This is a genomic window from Enterobacter sp. CFEC122 (genome assembly GCF_052983755.1).
In genome coordinates this window covers 1-23990 of the sequence record NZ_JBRIQR010000054.1, presented here as the reverse complement: position 1 = coordinate 23990, position 23990 = coordinate 1, and the positions used below count along the sequence as shown (strand labels likewise).

21 protein-coding genes and 2 pseudogenes are annotated in these 23990 nt (G+C 53.4%); 11 read left to right on the top strand and 12 right to left on the bottom strand.

Going from position 1 to position 23990, the window contains the following annotated elements; translation table 11 throughout:
* Positions 1–73: 73 nt before the first annotated feature.
* Positions 74–988 carry an OmpG family monomeric porin gene (locus ACVCAM_RS24055; protein WP_008501250.1) on the top strand — a complete coding sequence of 305 codons (915 nt, stop codon included), beginning with the start codon at positions 74–76 and terminating at the stop codon, positions 986–988.
* A 35-nt stretch (positions 989–1023) separates the two neighbouring features.
* Here ACVCAM_RS24055 and ACVCAM_RS24050 read toward each other — a convergent pair whose 3' ends face one another.
* Positions 1024–2034 (bottom strand): LacI family DNA-binding transcriptional regulator, encoded by a 1011-nt coding sequence (locus tag ACVCAM_RS24050; RefSeq protein WP_008501251.1) that lies wholly within the window; start codon positions 2032–2034, stop codon positions 1024–1026.
* A gap of 155 nt (positions 2035–2189) precedes the next feature.
* Here ACVCAM_RS24050 and ACVCAM_RS24045 point away from each other — a divergent pair, with 155 nt between their 5' ends.
* The 3 genes from ACVCAM_RS24045 (at position 2190) to tyrR (ending at position 6290) form a co-directional block, all read left to right on the top strand.
* A complete protein-coding gene (locus tag ACVCAM_RS24045) occupies positions 2190–3587 on the top strand; it encodes a YcjX family GTP-binding protein (protein ID WP_045415711.1) in 1398 nt (465 codons plus the stop codon).
* Positions 3584–4636: a YcjF family protein gene (locus ACVCAM_RS24040; RefSeq protein ID WP_039024914.1), complete on the top strand. Its 1053-nt coding sequence runs from the start codon at positions 3584–3586 to the stop codon at positions 4634–4636. The genes ACVCAM_RS24045 and ACVCAM_RS24040 overlap by 4 nt, the downstream gene beginning before the upstream one ends.
* A gap of 112 nt (positions 4637–4748) precedes the next feature.
* Positions 4749–6290 carry a transcriptional regulator TyrR gene (gene tyrR, locus ACVCAM_RS24035; protein WP_407223419.1) on the top strand — a complete coding sequence of 514 codons (1542 nt, stop codon included), beginning with the start codon at positions 4749–4751 and terminating at the stop codon, positions 6288–6290.
* 44 nt (positions 6291–6334) lie between these two features.
* On the opposite strand, the gene ACVCAM_RS24030 is transcribed toward tyrR, so the two are convergent.
* Both ACVCAM_RS24030 and tpx read right to left on the bottom strand, forming a co-directional pair.
* Entirely contained in the window at positions 6335–7543 is a 1209-nt protein-coding gene (locus ACVCAM_RS24030; RefSeq protein ID WP_407223417.1) for an aldose 1-epimerase family protein, read from the bottom strand.
* Positions 7544–7818: 275 nt separating this feature from the next.
* Positions 7819–8325 (bottom strand): thiol peroxidase, encoded by a 507-nt coding sequence (gene tpx, locus ACVCAM_RS24025; protein WP_008501256.1) that lies wholly within the window; start codon positions 8323–8325, stop codon positions 7819–7821.
* 107 nt (positions 8326–8432) lie between these two features.
* Between tpx and ycjG the strand changes: the two genes are divergently transcribed.
* Entirely contained in the window at positions 8433–9398 is a 966-nt protein-coding gene (ycjG, locus tag ACVCAM_RS24020; RefSeq protein ID WP_045334856.1) for an L-Ala-D/L-Glu epimerase, read from the top strand.
* On the opposite strand, the gene mpaA is transcribed toward ycjG, so the two are convergent.
* Positions 9389–10102: a murein tripeptide amidase MpaA gene (gene mpaA, locus ACVCAM_RS24015; protein ID WP_367071040.1), complete on the bottom strand. Its 714-nt coding sequence runs from the start codon at positions 10100–10102 to the stop codon at positions 9389–9391. The two genes, ycjG and mpaA, sit on opposite strands and share 10 nt — an antisense overlap.
* Positions 10103–10287: 185 nt before the next feature.
* On the opposite strand from mpaA, the gene ACVCAM_RS24010 reads away from it, so the two are divergent.
* Positions 10288–11904 carry a peptide ABC transporter substrate-binding protein gene (locus ACVCAM_RS24010; protein WP_407223415.1) on the top strand — a complete coding sequence of 539 codons (1617 nt, stop codon included), beginning with the start codon at positions 10288–10290 and terminating at the stop codon, positions 11902–11904.
* 89 nt (positions 11905–11993) lie between these two features.
* Here the strand turns inward: ACVCAM_RS24010 and ACVCAM_RS24005 are convergent, their stop codons facing one another.
* From ACVCAM_RS24005 to ACVCAM_RS23990, 4 genes are all read right to left on the bottom strand, one after another.
* The gene (locus ACVCAM_RS24005) at positions 11994–12557 is read right to left on the bottom strand and encodes a DJ-1/PfpI family protein (RefSeq protein WP_008501260.1); all 564 of its coding nucleotides are present in this window, start codon (positions 12555–12557) and stop codon (positions 11994–11996) included.
* Positions 12558–12774: 217 nt separating this feature from the next.
* Entirely contained in the window at positions 12775–12915 is a 141-nt protein-coding gene (locus ACVCAM_RS24000; RefSeq protein ID WP_021240268.1) for an Ecr family regulatory small membrane protein, read from the bottom strand.
* Between the two features lie 74 nt (positions 12916–12989).
* On the bottom strand, positions 12990–14225 hold the full coding sequence (locus tag ACVCAM_RS23995) for a diguanylate cyclase (protein ID WP_447093708.1): 1236 nt from the start codon (positions 14223–14225) through the stop codon (positions 12990–12992).
* 119 nt (positions 14226–14344) lie between these two features.
* Entirely contained in the window at positions 14345–16468 is a 2124-nt protein-coding gene (locus ACVCAM_RS23990) for a putative bifunctional diguanylate cyclase/phosphodiesterase (RefSeq protein ID WP_008501262.1), read from the bottom strand.
* A gap of 457 nt (positions 16469–16925) precedes the next feature.
* On the opposite strand from ACVCAM_RS23990, the gene ACVCAM_RS23985 reads away from it, so the two are divergent.
* From ACVCAM_RS23985 to dbpA, 4 genes are all read left to right on the top strand, one after another.
* Positions 16926–18068, top strand: a complete 1143-nt coding sequence (locus ACVCAM_RS23985; RefSeq protein ID WP_407223413.1) for a methyl-accepting chemotaxis protein — start codon at positions 16926–16928, stop codon at positions 18066–18068.
* A 155-nt stretch (positions 18069–18223) separates the two neighbouring features.
* Complete coding sequence (gene zntB, locus ACVCAM_RS23980) at positions 18224–19207, top strand: zinc transporter ZntB (RefSeq protein ID WP_023292275.1); 984 nt, start codon at positions 18224–18226, stop codon at positions 19205–19207.
* Between the two features lie 273 nt (positions 19208–19480).
* Positions 19481–19663: a proline-rich small protein YnaL gene (gene ynaL, locus ACVCAM_RS23975; protein WP_447093709.1), complete on the top strand. Its 183-nt coding sequence runs from the start codon at positions 19481–19483 to the stop codon at positions 19661–19663.
* Between the two features lie 27 nt (positions 19664–19690).
* Positions 19691–21064, top strand: a complete 1374-nt coding sequence (gene dbpA / locus ACVCAM_RS23970) for an ATP-dependent RNA helicase DbpA (protein ID WP_023327603.1) — start codon at positions 19691–19693, stop codon at positions 21062–21064.
* 42 nt (positions 21065–21106) lie between these two features.
* Here the strand turns inward: dbpA and ttcA are convergent, their stop codons facing one another.
* Entirely contained in the window at positions 21107–22042 is a 936-nt protein-coding gene (gene ttcA, locus ACVCAM_RS23965; RefSeq protein WP_008501267.1) for a tRNA 2-thiocytidine(32) synthetase TtcA, read from the bottom strand.
* A 35-nt stretch (positions 22043–22077) separates the two neighbouring features.
* A pseudogene (locus ACVCAM_RS23960) lies at positions 22078–22167 on the bottom strand (hypothetical protein); the annotation flags it as partial.
* Between the two features lie 133 nt (positions 22168–22300).
* Here ACVCAM_RS23960 and ACVCAM_RS23955 point away from each other — a divergent pair.
* Positions 22301–23035, top strand: coding sequence for a YnfC family lipoprotein (locus tag ACVCAM_RS23955; RefSeq protein WP_447093707.1), 735 nt, complete (start codon positions 22301–22303; stop codon positions 23033–23035).
* Here ACVCAM_RS23955 and ACVCAM_RS23950 read toward each other — a convergent pair.
* Together ACVCAM_RS23950 and ACVCAM_RS23945 are read right to left on the bottom strand one after the other, a co-directional pair.
* A pseudogene (locus ACVCAM_RS23950) lies at positions 23000–23242 on the bottom strand (integrase core domain-containing protein); the annotation flags it as partial. The gene ACVCAM_RS23955 and the pseudogene ACVCAM_RS23950 overlap by 36 nt on opposite strands.
* 54 nt (positions 23243–23296) lie before the next feature.
* Entirely contained in the window at positions 23297–23665 is a 369-nt protein-coding gene (locus tag ACVCAM_RS23945; protein WP_084832007.1) for a hypothetical protein, read from the bottom strand.
* Positions 23666–23990: the final 325 nt, after the last annotated feature.

Here is a 23990-nt window from a genome sequence, read left to right as displayed (position 1 = left end):
CTAGATAAGAAAGGTGTTTGCCGGAAATGCAAATTTCCGGTTTTTTGTTTGTTAATTATAAAGGGAATATTTTATGAGTACTCTACTAAAAAGTGCTGCGCTCGTGCTGTGCGCAGGGGTGAGCTGCGCACATGCAACAGAAACGGCTAAACAATGGGAATTTAATATTGGCGCGATGTATGAAATTGAAAACGTCGAAGGCCAGGGAGAAGATAAAGACGGATTATATGAACCCTCCGTGTGGTTTAATGCGACCTGGGATGCCTGGACTATTTCGCTGGCGATGTATCAGGAAGGACCGGTTGATTATAGCAGCATGACCCGTGGGACCTATTTCGACCGCCCGGAATTTGAATTACGCTATCGTTTTATTGGTACCGATGATTTCACGTTCGGTCTGACCGGTGGTTTCCGTAATTATGGCTATCACTTTAAGGATGAACACGGCGCCAGAGACGGCAGCGCAAATATGCAGCGCTACAAAATTCAGCCGGACTGGGATATTAAATTAACCGACGACTGGCGTTTCGGCGGCTGGTTTGCCATGTACCAGTTTGCCAACGATCTGGAAAAAACAGGCTATTCAGACAGCCGCGTCGAAACCGAAACGGGCTTTACCTGGACCATTAACGACACCTTCGCCGCTAAAGTGAATTACTATTTAGAGCGCGGTTTCAATATGGACGGTTCACGTAATAACGGCGAGTTCTCCACTCAGGAAATTCGCGCCTACCTGCCTATTTCATTGGGTCAGACGACTTTAACGCCTTACACCCGACTGGGGCTCGATCGCTGGTCGAACTGGGACTGGCAGGACGATCCTGAGCGTGAAGGACATGATTTCAACCGTCTGGGTATGCAGTACGCCTATGACTTCAACAACGGTTTATCCATGACGCTTGAATACGCCTACGAATGGGAAAACCATGACGAGGGTAAAAACGACCGCTTCCACTATGCGGGCGTTGGGGTAAATTACGCGTTCTGACCCGTGGGTCTTCCAGGGGCCTGGTGCCCCTGGTTTTAGCGCAGCGAGGCCGCCAGTAAAAAATGGGTATCAACCAGCACTTTTTGCGGGGCGGGGTGACCCGCAATACGCCTGAAGAGAAGATCGCAGCTCTCTTCCCCCAGTTTGCGGGTGGGGATATCAAAGCCGCCTGGTGCGGGCGTTAAAATGAGAGACAGCATCGGGTCACTGTATCCGGCTATCACCACCTGTTCCGGTATCATCAGATTTAACTCGTCCGCCGCGCGATAAAGGCCGAGTAACTTCATGCTGTCGGTAGCAAATACGGCATCAGGCGGCGTGGGTGAAGAGAGCAGTTCCAGAGCCGCCTTAAGCGCACTCTCATGGGTATAACCACCATCCATGATCCAGTCCGGGTTAATCGCAATATGGTGCTTTTCCAGACTGGCTTTATAACCCGCCAGGCGATCGATCGAAACATGATATTCAAGCGGCGCATGCAGGCAGGCAATTTTCCGGCGGCCGTTTTTGATAAAGGTTTCCGTCAGCGTGGCGCTGTCATGAAAATTATCCGTGTCGACGGAATAAATATTCTGATACTCACCTTCCACTTTGCCGATAACCACTACCGGTACGCCATACGCGTCCAACGTGGTGAAAAAGGATTCATTTGCGGGTGAACTCAGCATGATGATCCCTTTGATCATCTTCTGTTTTATTTTACTCACGCATTTCAGGAGATCGTCTTCACTGCTTTTTGAGGTTTGTAAAATAACATCGAATCCTTCTTCTTCCGCTTTTGCCGTAATGGCATGAAGAACATCGGAGAAAAAAGGATTGCCGGCAGTGGTTTTGGTTGAACGGGTCGAAATAACCATAATGGCATCGAATCCTGAAGAGGTCAGGGCACGGGCCAGTTTGTTGGGCTGATAATTTAATTCGTCAATCGCCTTCAGCACTTTGTCACGCGCTTCAGGAGAAATATTCGTTTGTTTATTCAGAACGCGGGAAACGGTTGATTTCGATACGCCCGCAACCCGTGCGATATCATAAATGGTGGGTGACATACACCTTACTCACTCAGGACTGACAGCAATGGCGTTCATCTTACTGGAGAAAAAACGGCAATAGCAATAAATAAGAATTGATAATCAACGATCTGCCCCCATTTATTGTATTCTGAAGCCATGCATTCAAGGCTTCCAGGCAACGAAGGACGGCGATGAAGCGACTTAAAAACGAAATCAATTCACTGGTAAACCGCGGCGTTGACCGTCATCTTCGACTGGCGGTGACGGGGTTGAGCCGAAGCGGTAAGACGGCGTTTATCACCGCGATGGTGAACCAGCTCCTGAACCTGCACGCCGGGGCGCGTCTGCCGTTGCTTGGCGCGGTGCGGGAAGAGCGTCTGCTGGGCGTTAAGCGCGTTCCACAGCGTGATTTTGGCATTCCCCGTTTTACCTATGACGAAGGGCTGGCACAGCTTTATGGCGACCCGCCCGCGTGGCCGACGCCGACGCGAGGGGTCAGTGAAATTCGTCTTGCGCTGCGTTTCCGCTCGAATGAATCCCTGATGCGCCATTTCAAGGATACCTCCACGCTATATCTTGAAATCGTCGATTACCCCGGCGAATGGCTGCTCGACCTGCCGATGCTGGCGCAGGATTACCTCAGCTGGTCACGCCAGATGACGGGATTGCTGCAGGGGCAACGCGCCGGGTGGTCGGCCAAATGGCGACAGCTGTGCGAAGGGCTGGACCCGCTTGCGCCAGCAGATGAAAACCGTCTGGCGGCCATTGCCGACGCCTGGACGGCGTATTTACACCAGTGTAAACAGGAAGGGTTACACTTCATTCAGCCGGGGCGCTTTGTTCTGCCGGGTGATTTAGCGGGCGCGCCTGCGCTTCAGTTTTTCCCCTGGCCGGATGTGGACGGGGTTGGCGAGTCGACGCTGGCGCAGGCTGATAAGCACACTAACGCAGGGATGCTGCGCGAGCGCTACCATTACTATTGTGAAAAAGTGGTTAAGGGATTTTATAAGAACCACTTTTTACGATTTGACCGTCAGATTGTGCTGGTGGATTGTCTGCAGCCGCTCAACAGCGGGCCACAGGCATTCAACGATATGCGCCTTGCCCTGACGCAGCTGATGCAAAGTTTTCACTATGGACAGCGAACGCTGTTCCGCCGTCTTTTCTCACCGGTGATCGATAAACTGCTCTTTGCGGCCACAAAAGCCGATCACGTCACCGTCGACCAGCATGCCAATATGGTGTCGCTGCTACAGCAGCTGGTACAGGACGCCTGGCAAAACGCCGCCTTCGAAGGGATCAGCATGGATTGCCTTGGGCTCGCGTCCGTGCAGGCGACGCAAAGCGGGCTAATTGACCTTAACGGCGAGAAAATACCGGCATTACGCGGGAACCGGCTCAGCGACGGTGAACCGCTTACTGTCTACCCAGGCGAAGTGCCTGCGCGGCTGCCGGGCCAGGCCTTCTGGCAGAATCAGGGCTTCCAGTTTGAAGCCTTCCGCCCGCAGGCCATGAGCGTCGACAGGCCTTTACCGCATATCCGTCTGGATGCGGCGCTGGAGTTTTTGATTGGAGATAAATTGCGATGACGGAACCGTTAAAACCGCGCATTGACTTTACCGGAACGCTTGAGCAGAACCCGCAGGAGGCGTTCAAAACGGCGCAGACGTTCAGCGGTACCCAGGCCGATAACTTTGCCCCGGCGCTGCAGGACGACCCGGTTGTTGAGGATGGTCCGGCGGAGGCGGTCGTGGACGCCGCGCTGCGTCCAAAACGCAGCCTGTGGCGCAGGATGGTCACCGCCGGTCTGGCGCTGTTTGGCGTAAGCGTGGTGGGTCAGGGCGTGCAGTGGACGATGAATGCCTGGCACACGCAGGACTGGGTGGCGCTGGGCGGATGTGCCGCAGGCGCGCTGATTGTGGGGGCTGGCGTCGGGTCGGTTGCCACCGAATGGCGTCGACTCTGGCGTCTGCGACAGCGCGCGCACGAGCGTGATGAAGCTCGGGATCTGCTCCACAGTCACGGCACCGGGAAAGGGCGCGCGTTCTGTGAAAAGCTGGCCAGCCAGGCCGGAATCGATCAGTCGCATCCGGCGCTTCAGCGCTGGTATGCCGCCATCCATGAAACTCAGAATGACCGGGAAGTGGTGACGCTCTATTCCCACATGGTACAGCCGGTGCTGGATGCTCAGGCGCGGCGCGAAATCAGCCGTTCTGCGGCGGAATCCACATTGATGATTGCCGTCAGCCCGCTGGCGCTGGTCGATATGGCCTTTATCGCCTGGCGTAACCTGCGCCTGATCAACCGTATTGCGAACCTTTACGGCATAGAGCTGGGTTACTACAGTCGGATCAGACTGTTTAAGCTGGTCCTGCTCAATATCGCGTTTGCCGGGGCGAGTGAGCTGGTGCGCGAAGTGGGCATGGACTGGATGTCGCAGGATCTGGCGGCGCGTCTTTCTGCCCGTGCGGCTCAGGGCATCGGTGCGGGATTATTAACCGCACGCCTGGGGATTAAAGCGATGGAAGTCTGCCGTCCGCTGCCCTGGATTGACGGCGATAAGCCCCGTCTGGGGGATTTCAGGCGTGAACTGATCGGCCAGCTCAAAGAGACGCTCAATAAAAAACCTTCGCCGTGAGGTTTTGTTCACTAATCGTGCTGGCTGTCAATATTTGTTGACAGCCATCTTCCCGATCACCGTGTTCTGACATATCATTTTACTGTTATTGGCTTAAAACGGTGAATTTCCCATGCGTCTTGAAGTCTTCTGTGAAGACCGTCTCGGTCTGACCCGCGAATTACTCGATCTTCTTGTTTTACGTAGCATTGATTTACGTGGCATTGAGATCGATCCTGTCGGGCGAATTTACCTCAATTTTGCCGAAATTGAATTTAATACCTTCAGCAGCCTGATGGCGGAAATCCGCCGTATCGCTGGCGTTACGGATGTACGCACCATTCCCTGGATGCCGTCCGAGCGTGAGCACCTGGCGCTGAGCGCGCTGCTGGAAGCCATGCCTGAACCGTTCCTCTCCCTGGATTTGAAAAGCAAAGTTGAGCGCGTTAACCACGCGAGCTGCCAGCTTTTCGCGCAGAGCCAGGAGAAGCTCAGCAATCATCACGCCGCGCAGCTGATCCCCGGTTTTAACTTCCAGCGCTGGCTGGACAGCAACCCGCAGAACACGCACAGCGAGCATGTGGTGATTAACGGGCAGAATTTCCTGATGGAGATCACGCCGGTCTATCTGAAAGGGGAAGGGAATACCCGCGTGTTGACCGGGGCGGTGATCATGCTGCGCTCGACGCTACGCATGGGTCGTCAGCTGCAAAACCTCTCCAGTCAGGACGTTGGCGCGTTCAGCCAGATTATTGCCGTCAGCCCGAAAATGCGTCATGTGGTTGATCAGGCGCGTAAGCTCGCAAGCCTGACCGCGCCGCTGCTGATTACCGGCGATACCGGCACCGGGAAAGACCTGCTGGCTCACGCCGTGCATCTGGCGAGCCCGCGTGCGGCTAAGCCTTATCTGGCACTTAACTGTGCCTCTATCCCGGAAGATGCCGTTGAAAGCGAGCTGTTTGGTCACGCGCCGGAGGGTAAGAAAGGGTTCTTCGAGCAGGCTAACGGCGGCTCCGTACTGCTGGACGAGATCGGCGAAATGTCGCCGCGTATGCAGACTAAGCTGCTGCGTTTCCTGAACGACGGCACGTTCCGCCGCGTCGGTGAGGATCACGAGGTGCATGTGGACGTGCGCGTCATTTGCGCCACCCAGAAGAACCTGGTGGAACTGGTGCAAAAGGGGATCTTCCGCGAGGATCTCTATTACCGCCTTAACGTCCTGACGCTGAACATTCCGCCGCTGCGCGATTGTCCGCAGGACATCATGCCGCTTACGGAGCTGTTCGTAGCCCGCTTTGCCGATGAGCAGGGGGTTCCTCGTCCGAAGCTGTCAGCCGATCTGGGCACGGTGCTTATGCGCTACGGCTGGCCGGGGAACATTCGTCAGCTCAAAAACGCCGTATATCGTGCGCTGACCCAGCTTGAAGGGTATGAGCTGCGCCCGCAGGATATCCTGTTGCCGGATTACGACGCCGGAACGGTATCGGTAGGGGAAGAGGCGATGGAAGGGTCACTTGATGACATCACCAGCCGTTTCGAGCGTTCTGTGCTGACGCAGCTGTACCGCAGCTATCCCAGCACCCGCAAACTGGCAAAACGCCTGGGCGTCTCGCACACCGCAATCGCCAATAAGCTACGTGAGTATGGTTTGAATCATAAGAAAGGTGACGAATAACAAAAAAGCCTCTGCAAAGAGGCTTTTTACTTTTCACTTTAGATTTATTCCTTCGCCAGCGGCGTGTTAACGATGTCTGTTTTTGTCTCGCCCTGAATCGACGCAATCCTGCTTTCAACCTCTTTCACCTGCTGCGGGCTGTGGAGCAGGGTATAGGTCAGATCAAACTGCGCGCTGGCGCCAGGCTGCAGCTGCTTAACCCGCTTCTGTTGGCGTTCAATCGTCACGGGGTAGGCGTAGCTGGTACCCGGTTCGATGCCCGTGACATAACCCTGCTTCAGCGTATCGGTGTTTTTCCATAAGGTCAGCACGGGCAGCTGGCGCGTATCAAACTGGATTGATGCGCCTTTATCGCCGGCTTTATTGACCACCGCCGCGAGCGTTTCGTGGTTGTTGTCGGCGAGCGGCTGAATGTTAAAGACCATCTCATCAAAGCCTTTTGTCGGCCCGGCATAGGTTTGCCAGTCGTTAACGCCCGCTTTGGCGTAGTCATTGAATGGGCTTACGCTCGCCGCTGGCGCAAGGAAACGTGCGCCTTCTTCAAGGATCGGCGTGCCGAAGTTGCTGTGATAGATGATTTGGTAATCGTGAGGGTAATCGGCATGGTTAGTGAGAACATCATGCAGGCTGAACTGGTTGGTTCCGGGAACGTAGCGCAGTTCGGTCATGGTCTGCAGATCCGCTTTTTTGAACGTGCTCTCTTTGATCAAACCCCGAACGCGGATCTCATGCGGGGCGGCATCCGCCACCTCAACTTCCACCTGTAATACCGGGGTATTCCCGGCCCTGCCATGCAGGGTGTAAATTTGCCCGTCCGCCGTGACAGGGTGACCTGTCCACTCGTAGCCACAGCGCACCATCATCTCGTTGAAACCATCCAGCCAGCCGAGACCGTTTCGGCTTTCAAGATTGATATAGGCAGGATTGACGACCTCTTTGACGGGTGAATTCCATCCCAGTCGGGTGCCAAACCCTTCAACGTGCAGAAGGTTCATGCCGCGTGTCGGGCTCAGGGTAATCGTCAGGCCATCTTTACTGCTAATAATGATGACTTTACTGCCTTCCTGCTTGCCGCCGTGCAAGACTTTTTGCTCAATGCTGAACATCTGATCTTTAACTTTCAGCTCATTACTCGAAATCTTCCAGTTTCCTTTCTCTACGCTGCTTTCAGCACTTGTCAGCACCCAGGTTTTAGCCGCGGCATGGCCAGAAACCAGGACCGCCAGGAGCGTAAAAGCGAATTTGATCTTCATATTTTATCCTTTTTGCTGAAACGATTATTTACTTTCGTAAGCAAATCTAATGTTTAGACAAAAAGGGAAATGTGATGGGCTTCACTGAGGTTAAAATTAGGTGATTTTAACAATTAGAATGCGTTAATGATCACGCGGGAGTTACATATTGCTGTCTTTATTGCATGATTTTTGTGATCGATGAATATTTTAGCTTTAACGATTCAGCTTTTTTCTAATAAAAAACCCCGCCGTGGCGAGGTTGAGAATAAGTTGTATAGAATGCTAAGGACTTATTATGCTTTCAGCACGTCCAGCGCGGCAGTGTAGTCCGGCTCGGTGGTGATTTCGTTAACCAGTTCGCTGAAGACGACAGTGTCGTTTTCATCAAGAACCAGTACAGCACGTGCTGCCAGACCCTTCAGTGGGCCTTCCGCGATGCTGACGCCGTAGTTCTCGAGGAAATCAGCGCTGCGCAGGGTGGAAAGGGTGATAACGTTGCTCAGGCCTTCGGCACCGCAGAAACGGGACTGGGCAAACGGCAGGTCAGCGGAAATGCACAGCACCACGGTGTTGTCCATTTCAGTCGCCAGCTGGTTGAATTTACGCACGGATGCGGCACAAACGCCGGTATCAATGCTTGGGAAAATGTTCAGTACTTTGCGTTTGCCCGCAAACTGAGCCAGTGTGACGTCAGACAGATCTTTAGCCACCAGAGTAAAAGCCTGCGCTTTGCTGCCAGCCTGCGGAATGGAACCTGCTACAGCAACCGGGTTGCCCTGGAAATGAACGAGTTGTGACATAGATATCTTCCTGTTTACATATAGTTAACGTCGTGGCTAGTGTATGCCATCAGCAGATAACACGGCAAACCAAATTTTTCGCCTTTCCGGGCCGCAAGGAGTCAGTGATGAGAAGCGTTAAGGTCTATGAAGAAGCCTGGCCATTGCATACCCCGTTTGTGATCTCTCGCGGCAGCCGAAGTGAAGCCAGCGTGGTCGTGGTTGAAATCGAAGAAGAGGGGTTTAAAGGCGTCGGGGAATGTACGCCTTACCCGCGCTATGGGGAAAGTCTGGCATCCGTGATGGCGCAGATCATGACCCTGGTACCTGACCTGCAAAAAGGCCTCACGCGTGACGCGTTACAGCAGCGTTTATCCGCCGGGGCGGCGCGCAACGCCATCGACTGTGCGCTCTGGAGCCTTGAAGCCGCTAAGCAGCAAAAATCGCTGACGTCATTGCTGGGCGTGGTCGTGCCGGAGTCCGTCGTGACCGCGCAAACGGTCGTGATTGGGGAGCCCGAGCAGATGGCCGCCAGTGCGAAAGCGCTCTATGACGCCGGGGCCACGCTGTTAAAAGTGAAGCTCGACGATCGTCTGATCAGCGAGAGGATGGTCGCCATACGCTCGGCGGTGCCGTCAGCCACGCTCATTGTTGACGCCAACGAGTCGTGGCATCCCGAAGGGCTGGCCGCGCGATGCCAGCTGCTGGCCGATCTGGGCGTGGCGATGCTGGAGCAGCCTCTGCCGGCAAAAGAGGATGCGGCGCTGAAGAATTTTATCCATCCGTTGCCCGTCTGTGCGGATGAAAGCTGTCATACCCGTGAGAATTTGAGCGCGCTTAAGGGCAGCTATGACATGGTCAATATCAAACTCGACAAGACTGGCGGACTGACTGAAGCCCTGGCCCTGGCGGCGGACGCCCGGGCGCAGGGGTTCGCCCTGATGCTGGGATGCATGCTTTGCACCTCGCGGGCGATCGGTGCGGCGCTGCCGCTGGTCAATCAGGTCCGTTTCGCCGATCTGGATGGCCCGACGTGGCTGGCCGTTGACGTTTCACCGGCGCTTAATTTTACCAGCGGCGTACTTCACCTCTGAGGCTCCCAGCGCAACAGATCCATCATTGCCTTTAAGTATTTTTCGCTGGCTTCGTCGGAGGAGATCGCCGGGAACTCAGCGGTGATGCAGGGCAGGCTCAAGTCGGCGCACCAGCTGCCGAATGAACCGGGTGTCTCATAGCCCACGCTGGTGACGAGCGGGAGGGCGAACGCCTGGGCCAGCCACGCGCCCAGGACAGAGTGGCGCGGATCTTCAATACAAGCCAGCGGATCGTGGAAGGAGACAACCCAGGCGGGGTGGATCTTATGGATAAGCTGGCACAGCGCCTGCGTTTCCGGCTCCGAGCCGGGTTTATCGCCCGTGAGCAGCACCACGTCCCGCTCCTCGGCGGAGCTGTTCCAGCGATATACCGTTTCCCCTGCGCGCCAGTTTGCCGCAGGGAAATTACGGTTCAGGTCGATTCCTCGCGCATTCGCCCGTAATCCAAGCTGACAGCCGTCCGGATTCACGGCAAGAATCACGTGGTGACGTCGCAATGCCGGGGTCAGCGTCCGCAGCGCGCACGAGAGCGTGACGACAGACGAGTTCTCATCTCCGTGCGTGCCGGCAATAACCAAACCGCTGTCGCGATCGGCATCGGGGGCCGGGAACCAGATCAGCGATGCGCCTAAAAATGAGCGGCCATATTGTTCAGCGCCCGGAGGGAAGGCGCCGCGTTCCGCGCGGGGTCGGGTGGTTGCCATACGATTTCCTGATAACGAAGTCTCTACAGGCAGTGTTGTGCAAAAGCCGCTGTTAATCAAATAGTTTCCTTAACGGCTGAGAATTGCCTTAAATCACTATTCAGGCGTAAGTTGTTTGCATTTCTTACTGTCGAAACAAATAATTACGCATCTGCTTTTTACCTGAATTTTTTAAAGGGGATCTTATGAAGCATCCTGTTTCGCGTCTTTTTGCCGCACTGTGCCTGTGCGGACTCTCTTCACTCTCATACGCTGCCGATGTGCCACAGGGCACGGTGCTGGCGCAAAAACAGGAGCTGGTCAGACACATTAAAGACGAACCGGCTTCGCTCGATCCCGCAAAAGCGGTGGGGTTGCCAGAGATTCAGGTGATTCGCGATCTTTTCGAAGGGCTGGTAAATCAAAATGAGAAAGGGGAACTGACTCCGGGCGTGGCGACGCGCTGGCAGAGCAACGATAACCGAATCTGGACGTTCACCCTGCGCGATAACGCAAAATGGTCTGACGGTACGCCGGTTACCGCGCAGGATTTTGTCTACAGCTGGCAGCGTCTGGTTGATCCGAAAACGACCTCTCCGTTTGCCTGGTTTGCGGCGCTGGCAGGCATCAGTAACGCGCAGGCCATTATTGATGGTAAAGCGGCGCCAGATACCCTGGGCGTGACGGCGGTGGATGCCAGAACGTTGCGCGTCCAGCTGGATAAACCGCTACCGTGGTTTAGCAACCTGACGGCAAACTTCGCCTTCTATCCGGTGCAAAAAGCCAATGTTGAAAGCGGGAAAGAGTGGACCCGTCCGGGAGCGCTGGTCGGTAACGGGGCCTACGTTCTGAACGCGCGCGTGGTGAATGAAAAACTGGTTGTCGTGCCGAACACCCACTACTGGGACAATGCGAAAACTGTCCTGCAAAAAGTGACCTTTATTCCGATTAATCAGGAATCGTCCGCCACGAAACGCTATCTGGCAGGGGATATCGATATTACCGAATCGTTCCCGAAAAACATGTATCAGAAGCTCCTGAAGGATATTCCTGGCCAGGTGTATACGCCGCCTCAGCTCGGGACCTATTACTACGCGTTTAACACACAAAAGGGCCCGACCGCCGATGCCAGGGTCCGTCTTGCGCTGAGCATGACTATCGATCGCCGCATTATCGCGGATAAGGTACTGGGTACCGGCGAAAAACCGGCCTGGCATTTTACCCCTGACGTGACGGCGGGCTTCACGCCTGAACCTTCGCCGTTCGAGCAGATGTCCCAGCAGGAGCTGAACGCTCAGGCCAAAACCTTGCTCCAGGCCGCAGGCTACGGCCCTCAGCGTCCGCTGAAGCTGAACCTGCTGTACAACACGTCGGAAAACCACCAGAAAATCGCCATTGCGGTGGCGTCCATGTGGAAGAAAAATCTCGGTGTGGATGTCAAGCTGCAAAATCAGGAGTGGAAAACCTACATCGACAGCCGCAACACCGGCAATTTTGATGTGATCCGCGCGTCATGGGTGGGGGATTACAACGAGCCCTCGACCTTCCTGTCCCTGCTGACCTCTACCCACAGCGGCAATATCTCGCGTTTCAACGACCCGGCTTACGATAAAATTATCCACCAGGCGACGCTCGAAACCACGGCGAAAGCGCGTAATACGGATTACAACATGGCGGAGAAAATCCTCATGGAGAAAGCGCCGATCGCGCCTATTTACCAGTACACCAACGGTCGTCTGATTAAGCCGTGGGTGAAAGGGTATCCGATTAATAACCCGGAAGACGTGGCGTATAGCCGGACGATGTATATTGAGAAGCACTGATGGTTAATGCGAACTGGCGCACGTGAGCGCCAGTTTTGCCATGGATGATACCGCGCTGTGCTTTCCGGCAGCGATGAGACCGGGACGTATTATTCTAACAACGCATTAAACTTCGCCAGCCACTGCGGATGGGCGGGCCACGCGGGAGCCGTCACCAGGTTGCCGTCGACATGTGCCTGATCGATGCCAATCGTGGCGTAGTGTCCCCCCGCGAGACGGACCTCAGGAGCACAGGCCGGGTAGGCGCTACAGGTACGGCCTTTCAGGATGCCCGCGGCAGCGAGCAGCTGCGGGCCATGGCACACCGCCGCAATCGGTTTGCGCGCGGCGTCAAACGCCTGTACCAGCTTTAACACATCCTCATTTAACCGCAGATACTCGGGCGCTCTCCCGCCGGGGATGAGCAGCGCGTCGTAGTCCTGCTCCTTTACGGCGGAAAAGTCGGCGTTGAGGGTAAAGCGGTGACCGGGTTTTTCGCTATAGGTCTGGGCGCCGTCGAAATCATGGATTGCCGTTATGATGTAGTCGCCCTTCGGTTTGTCGGGGCAGACGGCATCCACCTGATGACCAACCATCTGCAACGCCTGAAAAGGCACCATGGTTTCGTAATCTTCGGCGTAATCGCCAACCAGCATCAGGATCTTCTTGCTCATCATTCCTCTCCCTTGTCATTAAAGATGATTAAGATATAGACTGGCGTGGCTGAAATGCCGGAAATAAAAAAGCCCGTCAGAGCACGGGCAACATAAGCAAGTGAATAAATGATTCGTTATCAACGTAGTTGGAGGATAACGACGCGTATCTTACGCGGCCGTCAGGCTGGCAGATACCTGACAAATTCGGTAGGTGAAACACGATATTAAACGTGCGTTAAGGGGCGTCGAAGGTCGGGTAAAGACTATTTTCGAGAAACTCGACGAGATACCAGATTTCCCCGCTAAAAATAAACCAGAAGCCAAATATAATAAGGAGCAAAATAATTAAGGTGAGTATTATTTCTGTTTTGCCCATTGCAGATTTTACCCACCTGACGTTAATTTATTCGAGGCAGGCATTGTAGCGGGGCTTTCCCGTATACTCCAGTTTCATGCTGCAAGGACTTTATTGCGCCCATCATTTTTAGCGCGATACAGCGCATCGTCTACACGCTTAAACAGCTCATCAATCGTCTCCCCCGGGTTATGTCGCGCCACGCCAATGCTGACGGTAAACCGTGGTAAGCCCGGAATCGTAATGCGGGCAACGGCTGCACGGATCGACTCGGCAATCTGCAACGCGGTGTCGAGTGAGGTATGCGGCAGCAGGATGACGAACTCTTCGCCCCCCCAGCGGAACACCATGTCGTTCTCCCGACTACAGGCTTCCAGCGTTCGGGAGAGAGCAATAAGCACCTCATCGCCCTTCAAATGACCAAACAGGTCGTTGATGTTTTTGAAGTGATCGGTGTCCACCAGCAGCAGGCTAAACTGCTGCTGGGCAGGTCGATTATTGAGATTGTTGGGGTCGGTAATCGCGTAGAACTGGCGTCGGTTGAATAACCCGGTCATGGAGTCACGTAACGCGGCATGTTCCAGCTCTTGCTCCAGTCTTTTTTGCTCGGTGATATCGTGGATGATGCACAGCATCAGCTTGTCACCGTAGATCTCAATGGGCCCGGCATACGTCTGAACATGGCGGGTGGAACCATCGGCAAGGCGGTGAACAAAGTTGAGCGGCTTATGGCCGCCGGGCAGCGCGGCAATCGCGGTCATAATGGGCATCACGTCTCGCCCCAGGGTATTGATTTCCCAGGTATGCTTGCTGCACATACCATCATGCGAGTAACCGTAAAAATTGAGCGCAGCCAGGTTGGCATCAACAATCTGACCATCGCGGGCAGGATCGATTAACAGCATCGGCGCGCTGTTGGTCTGAAAAAAACGGGCGTAAAACCCCTGTTTTTTTCGCCGGTAGGTTGCGGAGCGGCTGGCCTTCAGTCCTGAGAGGATATGTTGGGCGATCCCCTCGAAGACAATCACATCCCCCCAGGGGGCGTAACGGGCAAGCGAGAGACGACAGCTTAACGGCGTATCCAGCCCATCCCGGCTTCTTATTGTCCAGATTTCGACGATCTCCTGCTCGGTTTTCAGTTCTGGTACATACATCGACAGGAGAGCTTGTGCATTCGCGGAATAGATGCCTTTACGCAGCTGATCGAGCGTCTTATCTCCCATAAGCTGCGTTGCGACCACGTTCGCAAAAACGATCTCTTCCGAAACGGGTGAAATAAGCCACACGGGTGTTTTAATGACGTTCAGCGCTTCAAAACCGTTTTGCGACATAGGCATTTCCTGTTCATCGGCTTAATACGCCTGACAATCATGACAATCATGACAATCATGACAATCATGACAGACGTGACTCGTGTGTTCTGCTTTGAAACATACTCTACTAAACCCCGTCAGGCATGGTTTTTTTGTGAAATAAATGCGGCGTCCGTTTGAATTTTATTAAGGGGGATAATTTGCCTTTCTGAGTTTATCTGCAGAAGCAGCCACGGCACCTGTTCGGCAGGTAAGGGGCGGGAGAAGAGGTAACCCTGCAGGTAGTCGCAGCCGAGACGGGTGAGAACCGCCTGCTGTTCTTCCGTTTCAATCCCTTCTGCCACCACGTTCATCTCCATGGTGCGGGCGATACTCATAATGGTTTCAACCAGCTTGTAGGTTTTTTCATTTTCCAGCATCGACGTTACAAAGCTTTTGTCGATCTTGAGCTCTTTTGCCGGCAGCACGCTCAGCATCAGCAGGTTGGAGTAGCCCGTACCAAAATCATCAATCGAGACGGTGATCCCCGCATGATTAAAGGCGTTGAGCAACTCAATGCTGCGATCGAGATTTTTCAGCGCGGTGCTCTCCGTGACCTCAAGGATCAGCCTGGACGGGGACAAGTTATATTTTTCCAGCATCGACGATACGATGTGGAAAATGTCCGGCTGCTCGAACTGGACGGGGGATAAGTTGAGCGATAACGTCCACTGGCTGAACCCTTGTTCAGTCCAGAAATGCAGCTGTCGACATGCCGCTTCAATGGCCCAGTTGCCCACCGGAATAATTAAGCCGGTTTGCTCCAGCGAGGGGATAAACAGACCAGGCAGCACAACGCCTTGCTCAGGGTGCCGCCAGCGCAGCAGGGCTTCAAAACCATGGATAGTCTTCTCTTGCGCATACCAGGTTGGCTGGTACCACAGTTCAAACTGATCGCGCTCAAGCGCCTGAGAGAGCTCCTGAAGAAAACCGGGTTTTGCCGGGATTGCTGTCGACATCTCGGTTCTGTAACGCGCCCAGCCGTTGCGGCCGTCGTCTTTGACGTGATGCAGGGCTGCATCTGCTTTGAGTTTCAGTTCATGCAGCGTCTCGCCATCCTGAGGATAGAGGCTGACGCCCGCACTCATTGTCGTGTTAAGCGTATGACCACAGATCGAAAGAGGACGTCGCACATCCTCGAGCAGCGACGCGAGCAGGGCGTTGAGTTTGTCGTCGTCACATTCCGGCACCAGCAGGATAAAAGCGTCTCCTCCCAGCCTTGCCAGGGTCATCTCACGCGAGAGCCGGGAAGTGATGCGCTGTGCGACGGTGATCAATAACTCATCGCCGACGCTGTGACCCCAGGTATCGTTGACGCGTTTGAAGTGATCGACGTTCAGGAAAATAACGGCAAATTGCCTGTTGCTCAGCAACGCGCTGCGCAGGCAGTCCTGCATGCGGAGATCCATCTGATGGCGATTCGCGAGTCCGGTGAGCGCATCAAAGCGCGCCTGGAGCTCAAGCTGCCGATTGAGTTGTCGAAGATTATCCGTCAGCCGGCCGGTGCGACGGTGAGAATCGATAAGGGAAATAATTAACATCACGCCAAGCAGGCAGAGCGTGGTGACAGAAACCCAGATGGATAACCCCAGCTCGCCGATCCCGCCGGGGAGGGTATGCGACATTTCCGGGTAATGCGCAGCGCTCATGCCGGTATAGTGCATCGCACAAATGGCGGCACCCATGACCAGGGCGGCGAGAAGGCGCTCGATAAAAACCCCTTTGTCTCGCAGGCGGAAAGCCAGCCACAGCGCCGTGCCGGACGCCACCACGGCAATGACCACGGACAACCCCACAATGCGGCGATCCCAGATAATGCTGCCATCCAGCATCAGGGCAGCCATACCGATATAGTGCATAGATACCACGCCTGCGCTCAGGATAGCCGTGGCAACGATCGGTCGAAACGAAGAACGTTTTTTTCCCGCGACGGCAATATCAAGGGCCGTAGTCGACGCAATAATCGCGACGCCCAGAGACGCAAGGGTTAACCAGAGGTCATAGCGCATCATCATCGGCATCTGCATCGACAGCATGCCGATAAAGTGCATCGACCAGATGCCGATCCCCAGCGTCATACCCCCGGCAATGCGCCAGAACAGGGCAGCCTTTCGGCTGGAAAGGGGAATCTTTCCGGCACTGTCCAGCGCCACAAAGGAGGCGATAAATGCCACCAGATAAGAGATAGCGATTAACACAGGGTCCCACGATATATTGAGCATTATGCAATCCCACGCCTGAGAGGGTTACCGATTTCGCCTGCCGGGCACATCTTTATCTGGCAACGAACATGCGCATTCAAACAATATTAGTTATTTATCGTGAAGCATGACCAGTCATATTAATACTCTACATCGCATTAAGAATATAAAATATATTCTCATTGTTAACGTATTAAGCATTGCTAAACAAGAGCGAATAAAAGTAGCAAAGCTCCTTAAATATAACGGCGATTGTATCGGTTCGCCGCAGCGGATGGTATCGCTTAACGTGGCGGCAGACCAGTATCACAGCATGCTGCGAAGAACATTTTCACTAATACGCTTTTTTCATCTGACTTAAGCTAAATCCCAGGCTGCTAACGGCGAAACAACAAACCCGTGAAGTTTCCGAGGAAAAACGTTTGTGCCAATGCTATAAGTCTAGTTGCCGACCAAAATATAAAATGTGGGTATCATCATGCTAAGAAATATTAGTGTCCGAACCTTTATTATCGGGTTCCTTTTATCGCTATTTTTAGTAAACGCAGGTGTCGTTGTTCTAATTTCCAGCAAGCCCTCTCTCTTTATTTCCCTTAACGCTATCAATTTCGTTGCGCTATTTTTGCTTTGGGTCTATATGACCCGGTATCTTGTGACGCCGATCAATACGGTGAAGAAAAGTATTGAAGAGGTGACTGCCGGCAACCTGGGGGTTTCTATCCCGGAGTTTGGCAATAACTGTGCGGGGCGACTCATTCCCGGGATCAACAGCCTGTCCGGCAACATTGCGACGCTGGTGCGTGAGATCAGGGCGTCATCGCAAACCGCCATGACCTTATCGGATCAGCTCTCGGCTCGTAGCGCTCAGCTCTCGGTGAAAACCGAACAGCAGTCTGCGTCTTTAGTGCAAACCGCAGCCAGCATGGAGCAAATGGCGGCGAGCACCAAAAACAATGCCGATAACACCCGCCTGGCGAGTGAACAGGCGAATATGGCGACGCTGCAGGCGCGTAAGGGCGGGGAGCTGATGGGGCAGGTTGCCAACAATATGCAGTCCATTACCGAATGCGCCCAGCAGATGACGGAGATTATTTCGCTGATTGACGGCATTGCGTTCCAGACCAATATTCTGGCGCTCAACGCGGCCGTTGAGGCGGCAAGAGCGGGCGACCATGGAAAAGGTTTTTCTGTCGTTGCGGAAGAGGTCAGAAACCTGGCGCACCGCAGCGCAGAGGCCGCGAAGAATATCAAAGCGCTGATTGAAGTCACCAGCAGTAACGTCACGCAGGGCGCGACCGTGGTGTCGCAGGCAGAGAAGAATATGCATGAAATCGTGACGGGCTCGGGAAACGTCAGTCGCTTAATGGATGAAATCTCCGCGTCGACGTCTGAGCAGGAGAAAGGTATTTCCCAGATCACGCTGGCGCTATCGGAGCTGGAGCGGGTCACGCAAAGCAACGTGGCGATGGCGGAGGAACTCAACGGCTCCTCGGATGTACTGCGCAATCAGGTGATTGAACTCCAGGCCCGCACGCGGAATTTCAGATTGGATCACGGGTCTTCGTCCCCATTACCGACCGGCTCACCCTCCTTCCTCCAGCAGCCAGAGCACTCTCTCTGAAAGCGACACAAAGCCTGGCATGCCAGGCTTTTTTCATACATCAGCCCACCCAGCTCAATTCCCGAGCGATTTCAGCGCGATGGAATACATAGTTGTTGCTTAACCCCTCATGAAAGCTAGACTGACACCGAAAGAGTTAAAAAGGTGGAGGTGCTGTGGAAAGCATTAAAGGATCTGAACTTAACGTTCCTGACGCAGTTTTTGCGTGGGTGCTGGACGGCCGCGGCGGTGCCCGACCGCTGGAAGATAATGATGTGATCGACAGTGCGCATCCCTGCTGGCTGCATCTGAACTATACCCATCCGGACAGCGCTGACTGGCTGGCGTCGACCCCGCTCTTGCCCAATAACGTGCGCGATGCGCTGGCGGGTGAAAGCCTGCGGCCCCGCGTAAGCCGCATGGGTGACGGGACGCTGATTACCCTCCGCTGTATTAACGGCAGCACGGATGAACGTCCGGATCAGCTGGTGGCGATGCGGGTCTATATGGACGATGGGCTGATTGTCTCCACCCGACAGCGTAAGGTCCTGGCGCTGGATGACATCGTCAACGATCTGAAAGAGGGCACAGGGCCGATCGACTGCGGCAGCTGGCTGGTGGACGTCTGTGACGCGCTTACCGATCACGCCAGTGAGTTTATTGAAGAGCTGCACGACAAAATCATCGACCTGGAAGATAACCTGCTCGATCAGCAGATCCCGCCGCGTGGTTTTCTGGCCTTATTGCGCAAGCAGCTGATTGTTATGCGCCGCTACATGACGCCGCAGCGCGACGTGTATGCGCGGCTGGCTAGCGAAAGGCTCGCCTGGATGAACGACGACCATCGGCGCAGAATGCAGGATATTGCCGACAGGCTGGGCCGCGGGCTGGATGAAATTGATTCCTGTATTGCCAGAACGGCGGTGATGGCGGACGAAATCGCGCAGGTGATGCAGGAGTCGCTGGCGCGAAGAACCTATACGATGTCCCTGATGGCGATGGTGTTTTTACCGAGCACGTTTCTGACCGGGTTGTTTGGCGTCAACCTGGGCGGAATTCCGGGTGGCGCTTATCGCTACGGTTTTACGGCGTTTTGCGTGATGTTAGTTGTTTTGATTGGGGGTGTTGCATGGTGGTTGCATCGTAGTAAATGGCTGTAAATTTACGCTTTTTTCATCTTTTTCCGGGATTAAAACGCTCTTTTAATTGAGCGAAGTCAATAAACATCTACCCCGTAAGGTGCAATATTACTCCCGCAGGTGAATGCAACGTCAAGCGATGGGCGTTGCGCTCCATATTGTCTTACTTCCTTTTTTGAATTACTGCATAGCACAATTGATTCGTACGACGCCGACTTCATAGTCGGCTTTTTTTTGCCTCCTGATTCTGAGCGTCTACCCTAAAAGGGATGACAGCAAATTATGGAGGGAATGATGAGCATCCTTAACGCTCTGCTACTGCCACAATCGCGTCAATCCGATCCTATCCCCAGCGATCCGATACCTATGCCCGATCCCATCCCGCGTCCCCAGCCGATGCCCGACCCGCCGCCCGATGAAGAACCGATTAAATTGTCGCATCGGACCGCGAGATCTGCGAGGATACGCGCCATCTGACCGCAAAGATCACCACGAGAGACAATTGTGACCGCTTTTTCTACCCTGAATGTTCTGCCCGATGCCCAACTCGCTAACCTCAACGAGTTGGGATACCTCACGATGACGCCTGTTCAGGCGGCCGCCTTACCCGCGATTCTTGAGGGCCGTGACGTGCGCGTGCAGGCGAAAACGGGCAGTGGGAAAACGGCGGCCTTTGGCCTTGGCCTGTTGCAGCATATCGATGCGGCGCTTTTTCAGACCCAGTCTTTGGTGCTGTGTCCGACCCGCGAGCTGGCAGACCAGGTTGCGGGTGAACTGCGTCGCCTGGCGCGTTTCCTGCCCAATACCAAGATCTTAACCCTCTGCGGCGGGCAGCCGTTCGGTGCCCAGCGTGATTCGCTTCAGCATGCGCCGCACATTATTGTCGCGACGCCGGGACGCCTGCTCGATCACCTGCAAAAAGGCACGGTCTCGCTGGATGCGCTACAAACGCTGGTGATGGATGAGGCCGATCGGATGCTGGATATGGGCTTCAGCGAGGCCATTGACGAAGTGATCCGTTTCGCACCGGCCGATCGCCAGACGCTTCTGTTCTCCGCAACCTGGCCGGAAGCTATCGCCGCCATCAGCGGGCGCGTGCAGAAAAATCCTCTTACCATTGAAATCGACAGCGTAGATGCGCTGCCCGCCATCGAACAGCAGTTCTTTGAAACCTCGCAGCAGGGGAAGATCCCACTCCTGCAGAAATTACTGAGCCAGCATCAGCCTGCCTCCTGCGTGGTGTTCTGTAACACCAAAAAAGACTGTCAGTCGGTTTGTGATGCCCTGAATGCCGCCGGGCAGAGCGCACTGTCGCTGCATGGCGATCTTGAACAGCGCGATCGCGATCAGACGCTGGTCCGTTTCGCGAACGGCAGCGCCCGCGTGCTGGTGGCGACCGACGTCGCTGCGCGCGGTCTGGATATCAAATCGCTTGAGCTGGTGGTGAACTTTGAGCTGGCGTGGGATCCAGAAGTACACGTGCACCGTATTGGCCGTACCGCGCGCGCAGGAAACAGCGGTCTGGCGATCAGCTTCTGCGCACCTGAAGAGGCGCAGCGCGCCAATATTCTCTCTGAGATGCTGCAGATTAAGCTGAACTGGATGAATCCCCCAGCCGGCGTCAGCCTTGTGCCGCTGGAGGCCGAAATGGCGACCCTGTGCATTGATGGCGGTAAAAAAGCCAAGATGCGTCCTGGTGATGTACTCGGTGCACTGACCGGGGATGTGGGTCTGGACGGGGCAGATATCGGTAAGATTGCGGTCCATCCGGCGCATGTGTACGTCGCGGTTCGCCAGGCGGTTGCCCATAAGGCATGGAAGCAGCTGCAAAACGGGAAAATTAAGGGTAAAACCTGCCGCGTACGTCTGCTGAAATAAAGCATGAAGCGTCTCAGACGGTGTTTCTGAGACGCTAACCGCTTACTTCACTTCAAGCACGTTCAGACGCAACGCTTCAAACTGATTGTCATCGTCTTCCGGCTGCCAGCCTGCTGGCTGCATCGGGATCTCTTCCCGGTCAAACGCCAGATCGCCGCCGTTCACGACTTCTGACTCGTGATTAATGCCTTTAAAGTCGAACAGTTCCACATCCGCGAGATGGGAAGGGACGACGTTCTGCATGGCGCTGAACATGGTTTCGATACGTCCCGGATAGCGCTTATCCCAGTCGCGCAGCATGTCGCCAATCACCTGACGCTGCAGGTTCGGCTGAGAGCCGCAGAGGTTACATGGAATGATCGGGAACCCTTTTGCCTGAGAAAAACGCTCGATGTCTTTTTCACGGCAGTAGGCAAGCGGGCGGATCACAATATGTTTACCGTCATCACTCATCAGCTTAGGCGGCATACCTTTCATCTTGCCGCCGTAGAACATATTGAGGAACAGCGTTTGCAGGATATCGTCGCGGTGATGGCCCAGGGCAATTTTGGTCGCGCCCAGCTCGGTCGCGGTGCGATACAGAATACCGCGGCGCAGACGAGAGCACAGAGAGCAGGTGGTTTTCCCTTCAGGAATTTTCTCTTTCACAATACCGTAGGTATTTTCTTCGACGATTTTGTACTCAACGCCCAGATTTTCGAGGTATTCCGGCAGAATGTGCTCCGGGAAGCCCGGCTGTTTCTGGTCAAGGTTGACCGCCACCAGGGAAAAATTCACCGGCGCGCTTTGCTGAAGATTACGCAGGATCTCCAGCATGGTGTAGCTGTCTTTACCCCCTGACAGGCAAACCATGATGCGGTCGCCTTCTTCAATCATGTTGAAGTCTGCAATGGCTTCGCCCACGTTACGGCGCAGTCGCTTTTGCAGTTTATTCAGGTTGTATTGCTCTTTTTTGTTAATCTCTTGATTCTGTTGCATTGAATACTACCTTCGGAGCCAGCAGGGGCAAAAATTGTATGCCGCGTATGGTACGGATTCCGGCGGCGAATGCCAGCACGTTTTACTGCTGCGTGAAATCTGGCGCCGATACGTGATAAAGGGTAGCGTTCAGACGTTTGGATACGATAGCGATTTTACGGCAAACGGCGCAGTTGTGGCGCAATCATCTCCGCCAGTATCAATGTTGAAGATTAGCAGTAAGCATGCTGTAATGAGCTTAGTTAATCTGAGGGTAACTTGAGCTTATATTTAAAAATGATAAAAACTTCTACTCTTTTCTTTTGTACTTCCTTATTTTCAAGTATGGCTTTTGCAGAAAATCACTACATACCTCTACTTTATAACTTATCGACTATGTTTGATTTCAATCCAGTTAAGGGGACTGTTAAATCCTTAGATACTGATGTTGAGGAGAATGGAAAAATCACTTATAAAATCTCCATCAGACTGAATAAAAATGGTTGTGTTGATAGCTTAAACCTTGATAATGTTTCTTCTGGGCATGAAACCATTCTAAAATATACAAATGGAAGTCTTATTGGCCATAGAGATGGCAAGCCTTTCTCAATACAACTTGATGAAAAACGTCACATTTTGAGTAAAAATGAAAACGGTGACGAGTTGCGTTACACTCTTTACCCGAATGGATTAATTAAAGACACCTATTTTTTAGGCAAAAAAATATCTGAACATTTTTATGATGAAGACGATAATTTGACGCGCTCTGAATTTTATAGTTCAGAAAGCGTTATGTCTAAAAATGAAATATCTTATGTTGATAAAAAAAGAAAGCCTCTTGATTATAAACTAATAAACTCATCAGTTTTCTCGGAGGGTTATAGAGCAACCAGTTCTTGTTTTTATAACGAAATGCTTGTGCCTGAAATATGTAATGCCACAGTACAGAGCGCAGGTAATCCGGCGCCGAAACCAGTTTCAATGACAGCGCAAACGAAAGTTGAATTCTACTAGATTAAAACGATTCCAATAAGCTACCTCCGGCGTCAGGTTATTCAGGGATTCATGAGGACGCTCGCTGTTGTATTCATTCAGCCAGCGTTCAGTGATTTCCCGTGCTTCATTCAGCGTTCAGAACAGGTAAAAATCCAGGATTTCTGTCCGGTACGTCCGGTTGAACCGTTCGATAAACGCATTCTGCGTCGGCTTACCCGGCTTGACTTGCTGATCGGATAAACCATTACAATGTTCATCTGCGGTTGGGCTTGATAATGGCTAACTCCATTTAAACGATGCGTTTTCTTTATTGAATGTTATTGATGCATTACTCCATTCCTTGCCATCAAGTAACATTTCCACACACTGGGTAGGGTAGAGGTCATCGGCTGGCTGGAACCGCTCATATTCGGAGTCAGGGTTAAGCATCACATCATGATTAACGTTGACTATCCATCCATCGGGGTTTTCAGGATCGGATTGGCGAGTGCATAGCAGTCTGGCCTGGTAGAAGTCATCCGGGAGCCCTTCCAGCATGCAACCGGTAGCCCACTGGATAAGCTGTTCATTTGAATATTTCTGAGGAGCGGTATGTGTTTCTTGCTGTTTGCTTATTAATCGCTTAAATGTGTTCAGAAAGGGGAACATGTCATTTTCCTTTAGCTTGTAAGTTAGGCATTGTAGGGCAATTAGCGAGATTAGATCCATTCAATGGTTAATATCACCGCTAGCGCATAACGCCATTGATTTTCCTTCCATGGGATAAAGCAGACATTATTTGATATAAAATCTTCGACAAGACGTAAAACAAAGCACAAGCCCAGCGCCACCCATGATCCCTGTGTGCCAGAGCGGAAGTAACTTACATTGTGCTAGGGTGTTTTATCGGGACGAGTTCAACGAAGGTCCTGGCTGAATGCAAGAGGAATTTAAGATGAATGTAGAAACGGTCCGCTTAATCCTTGAACCCTTT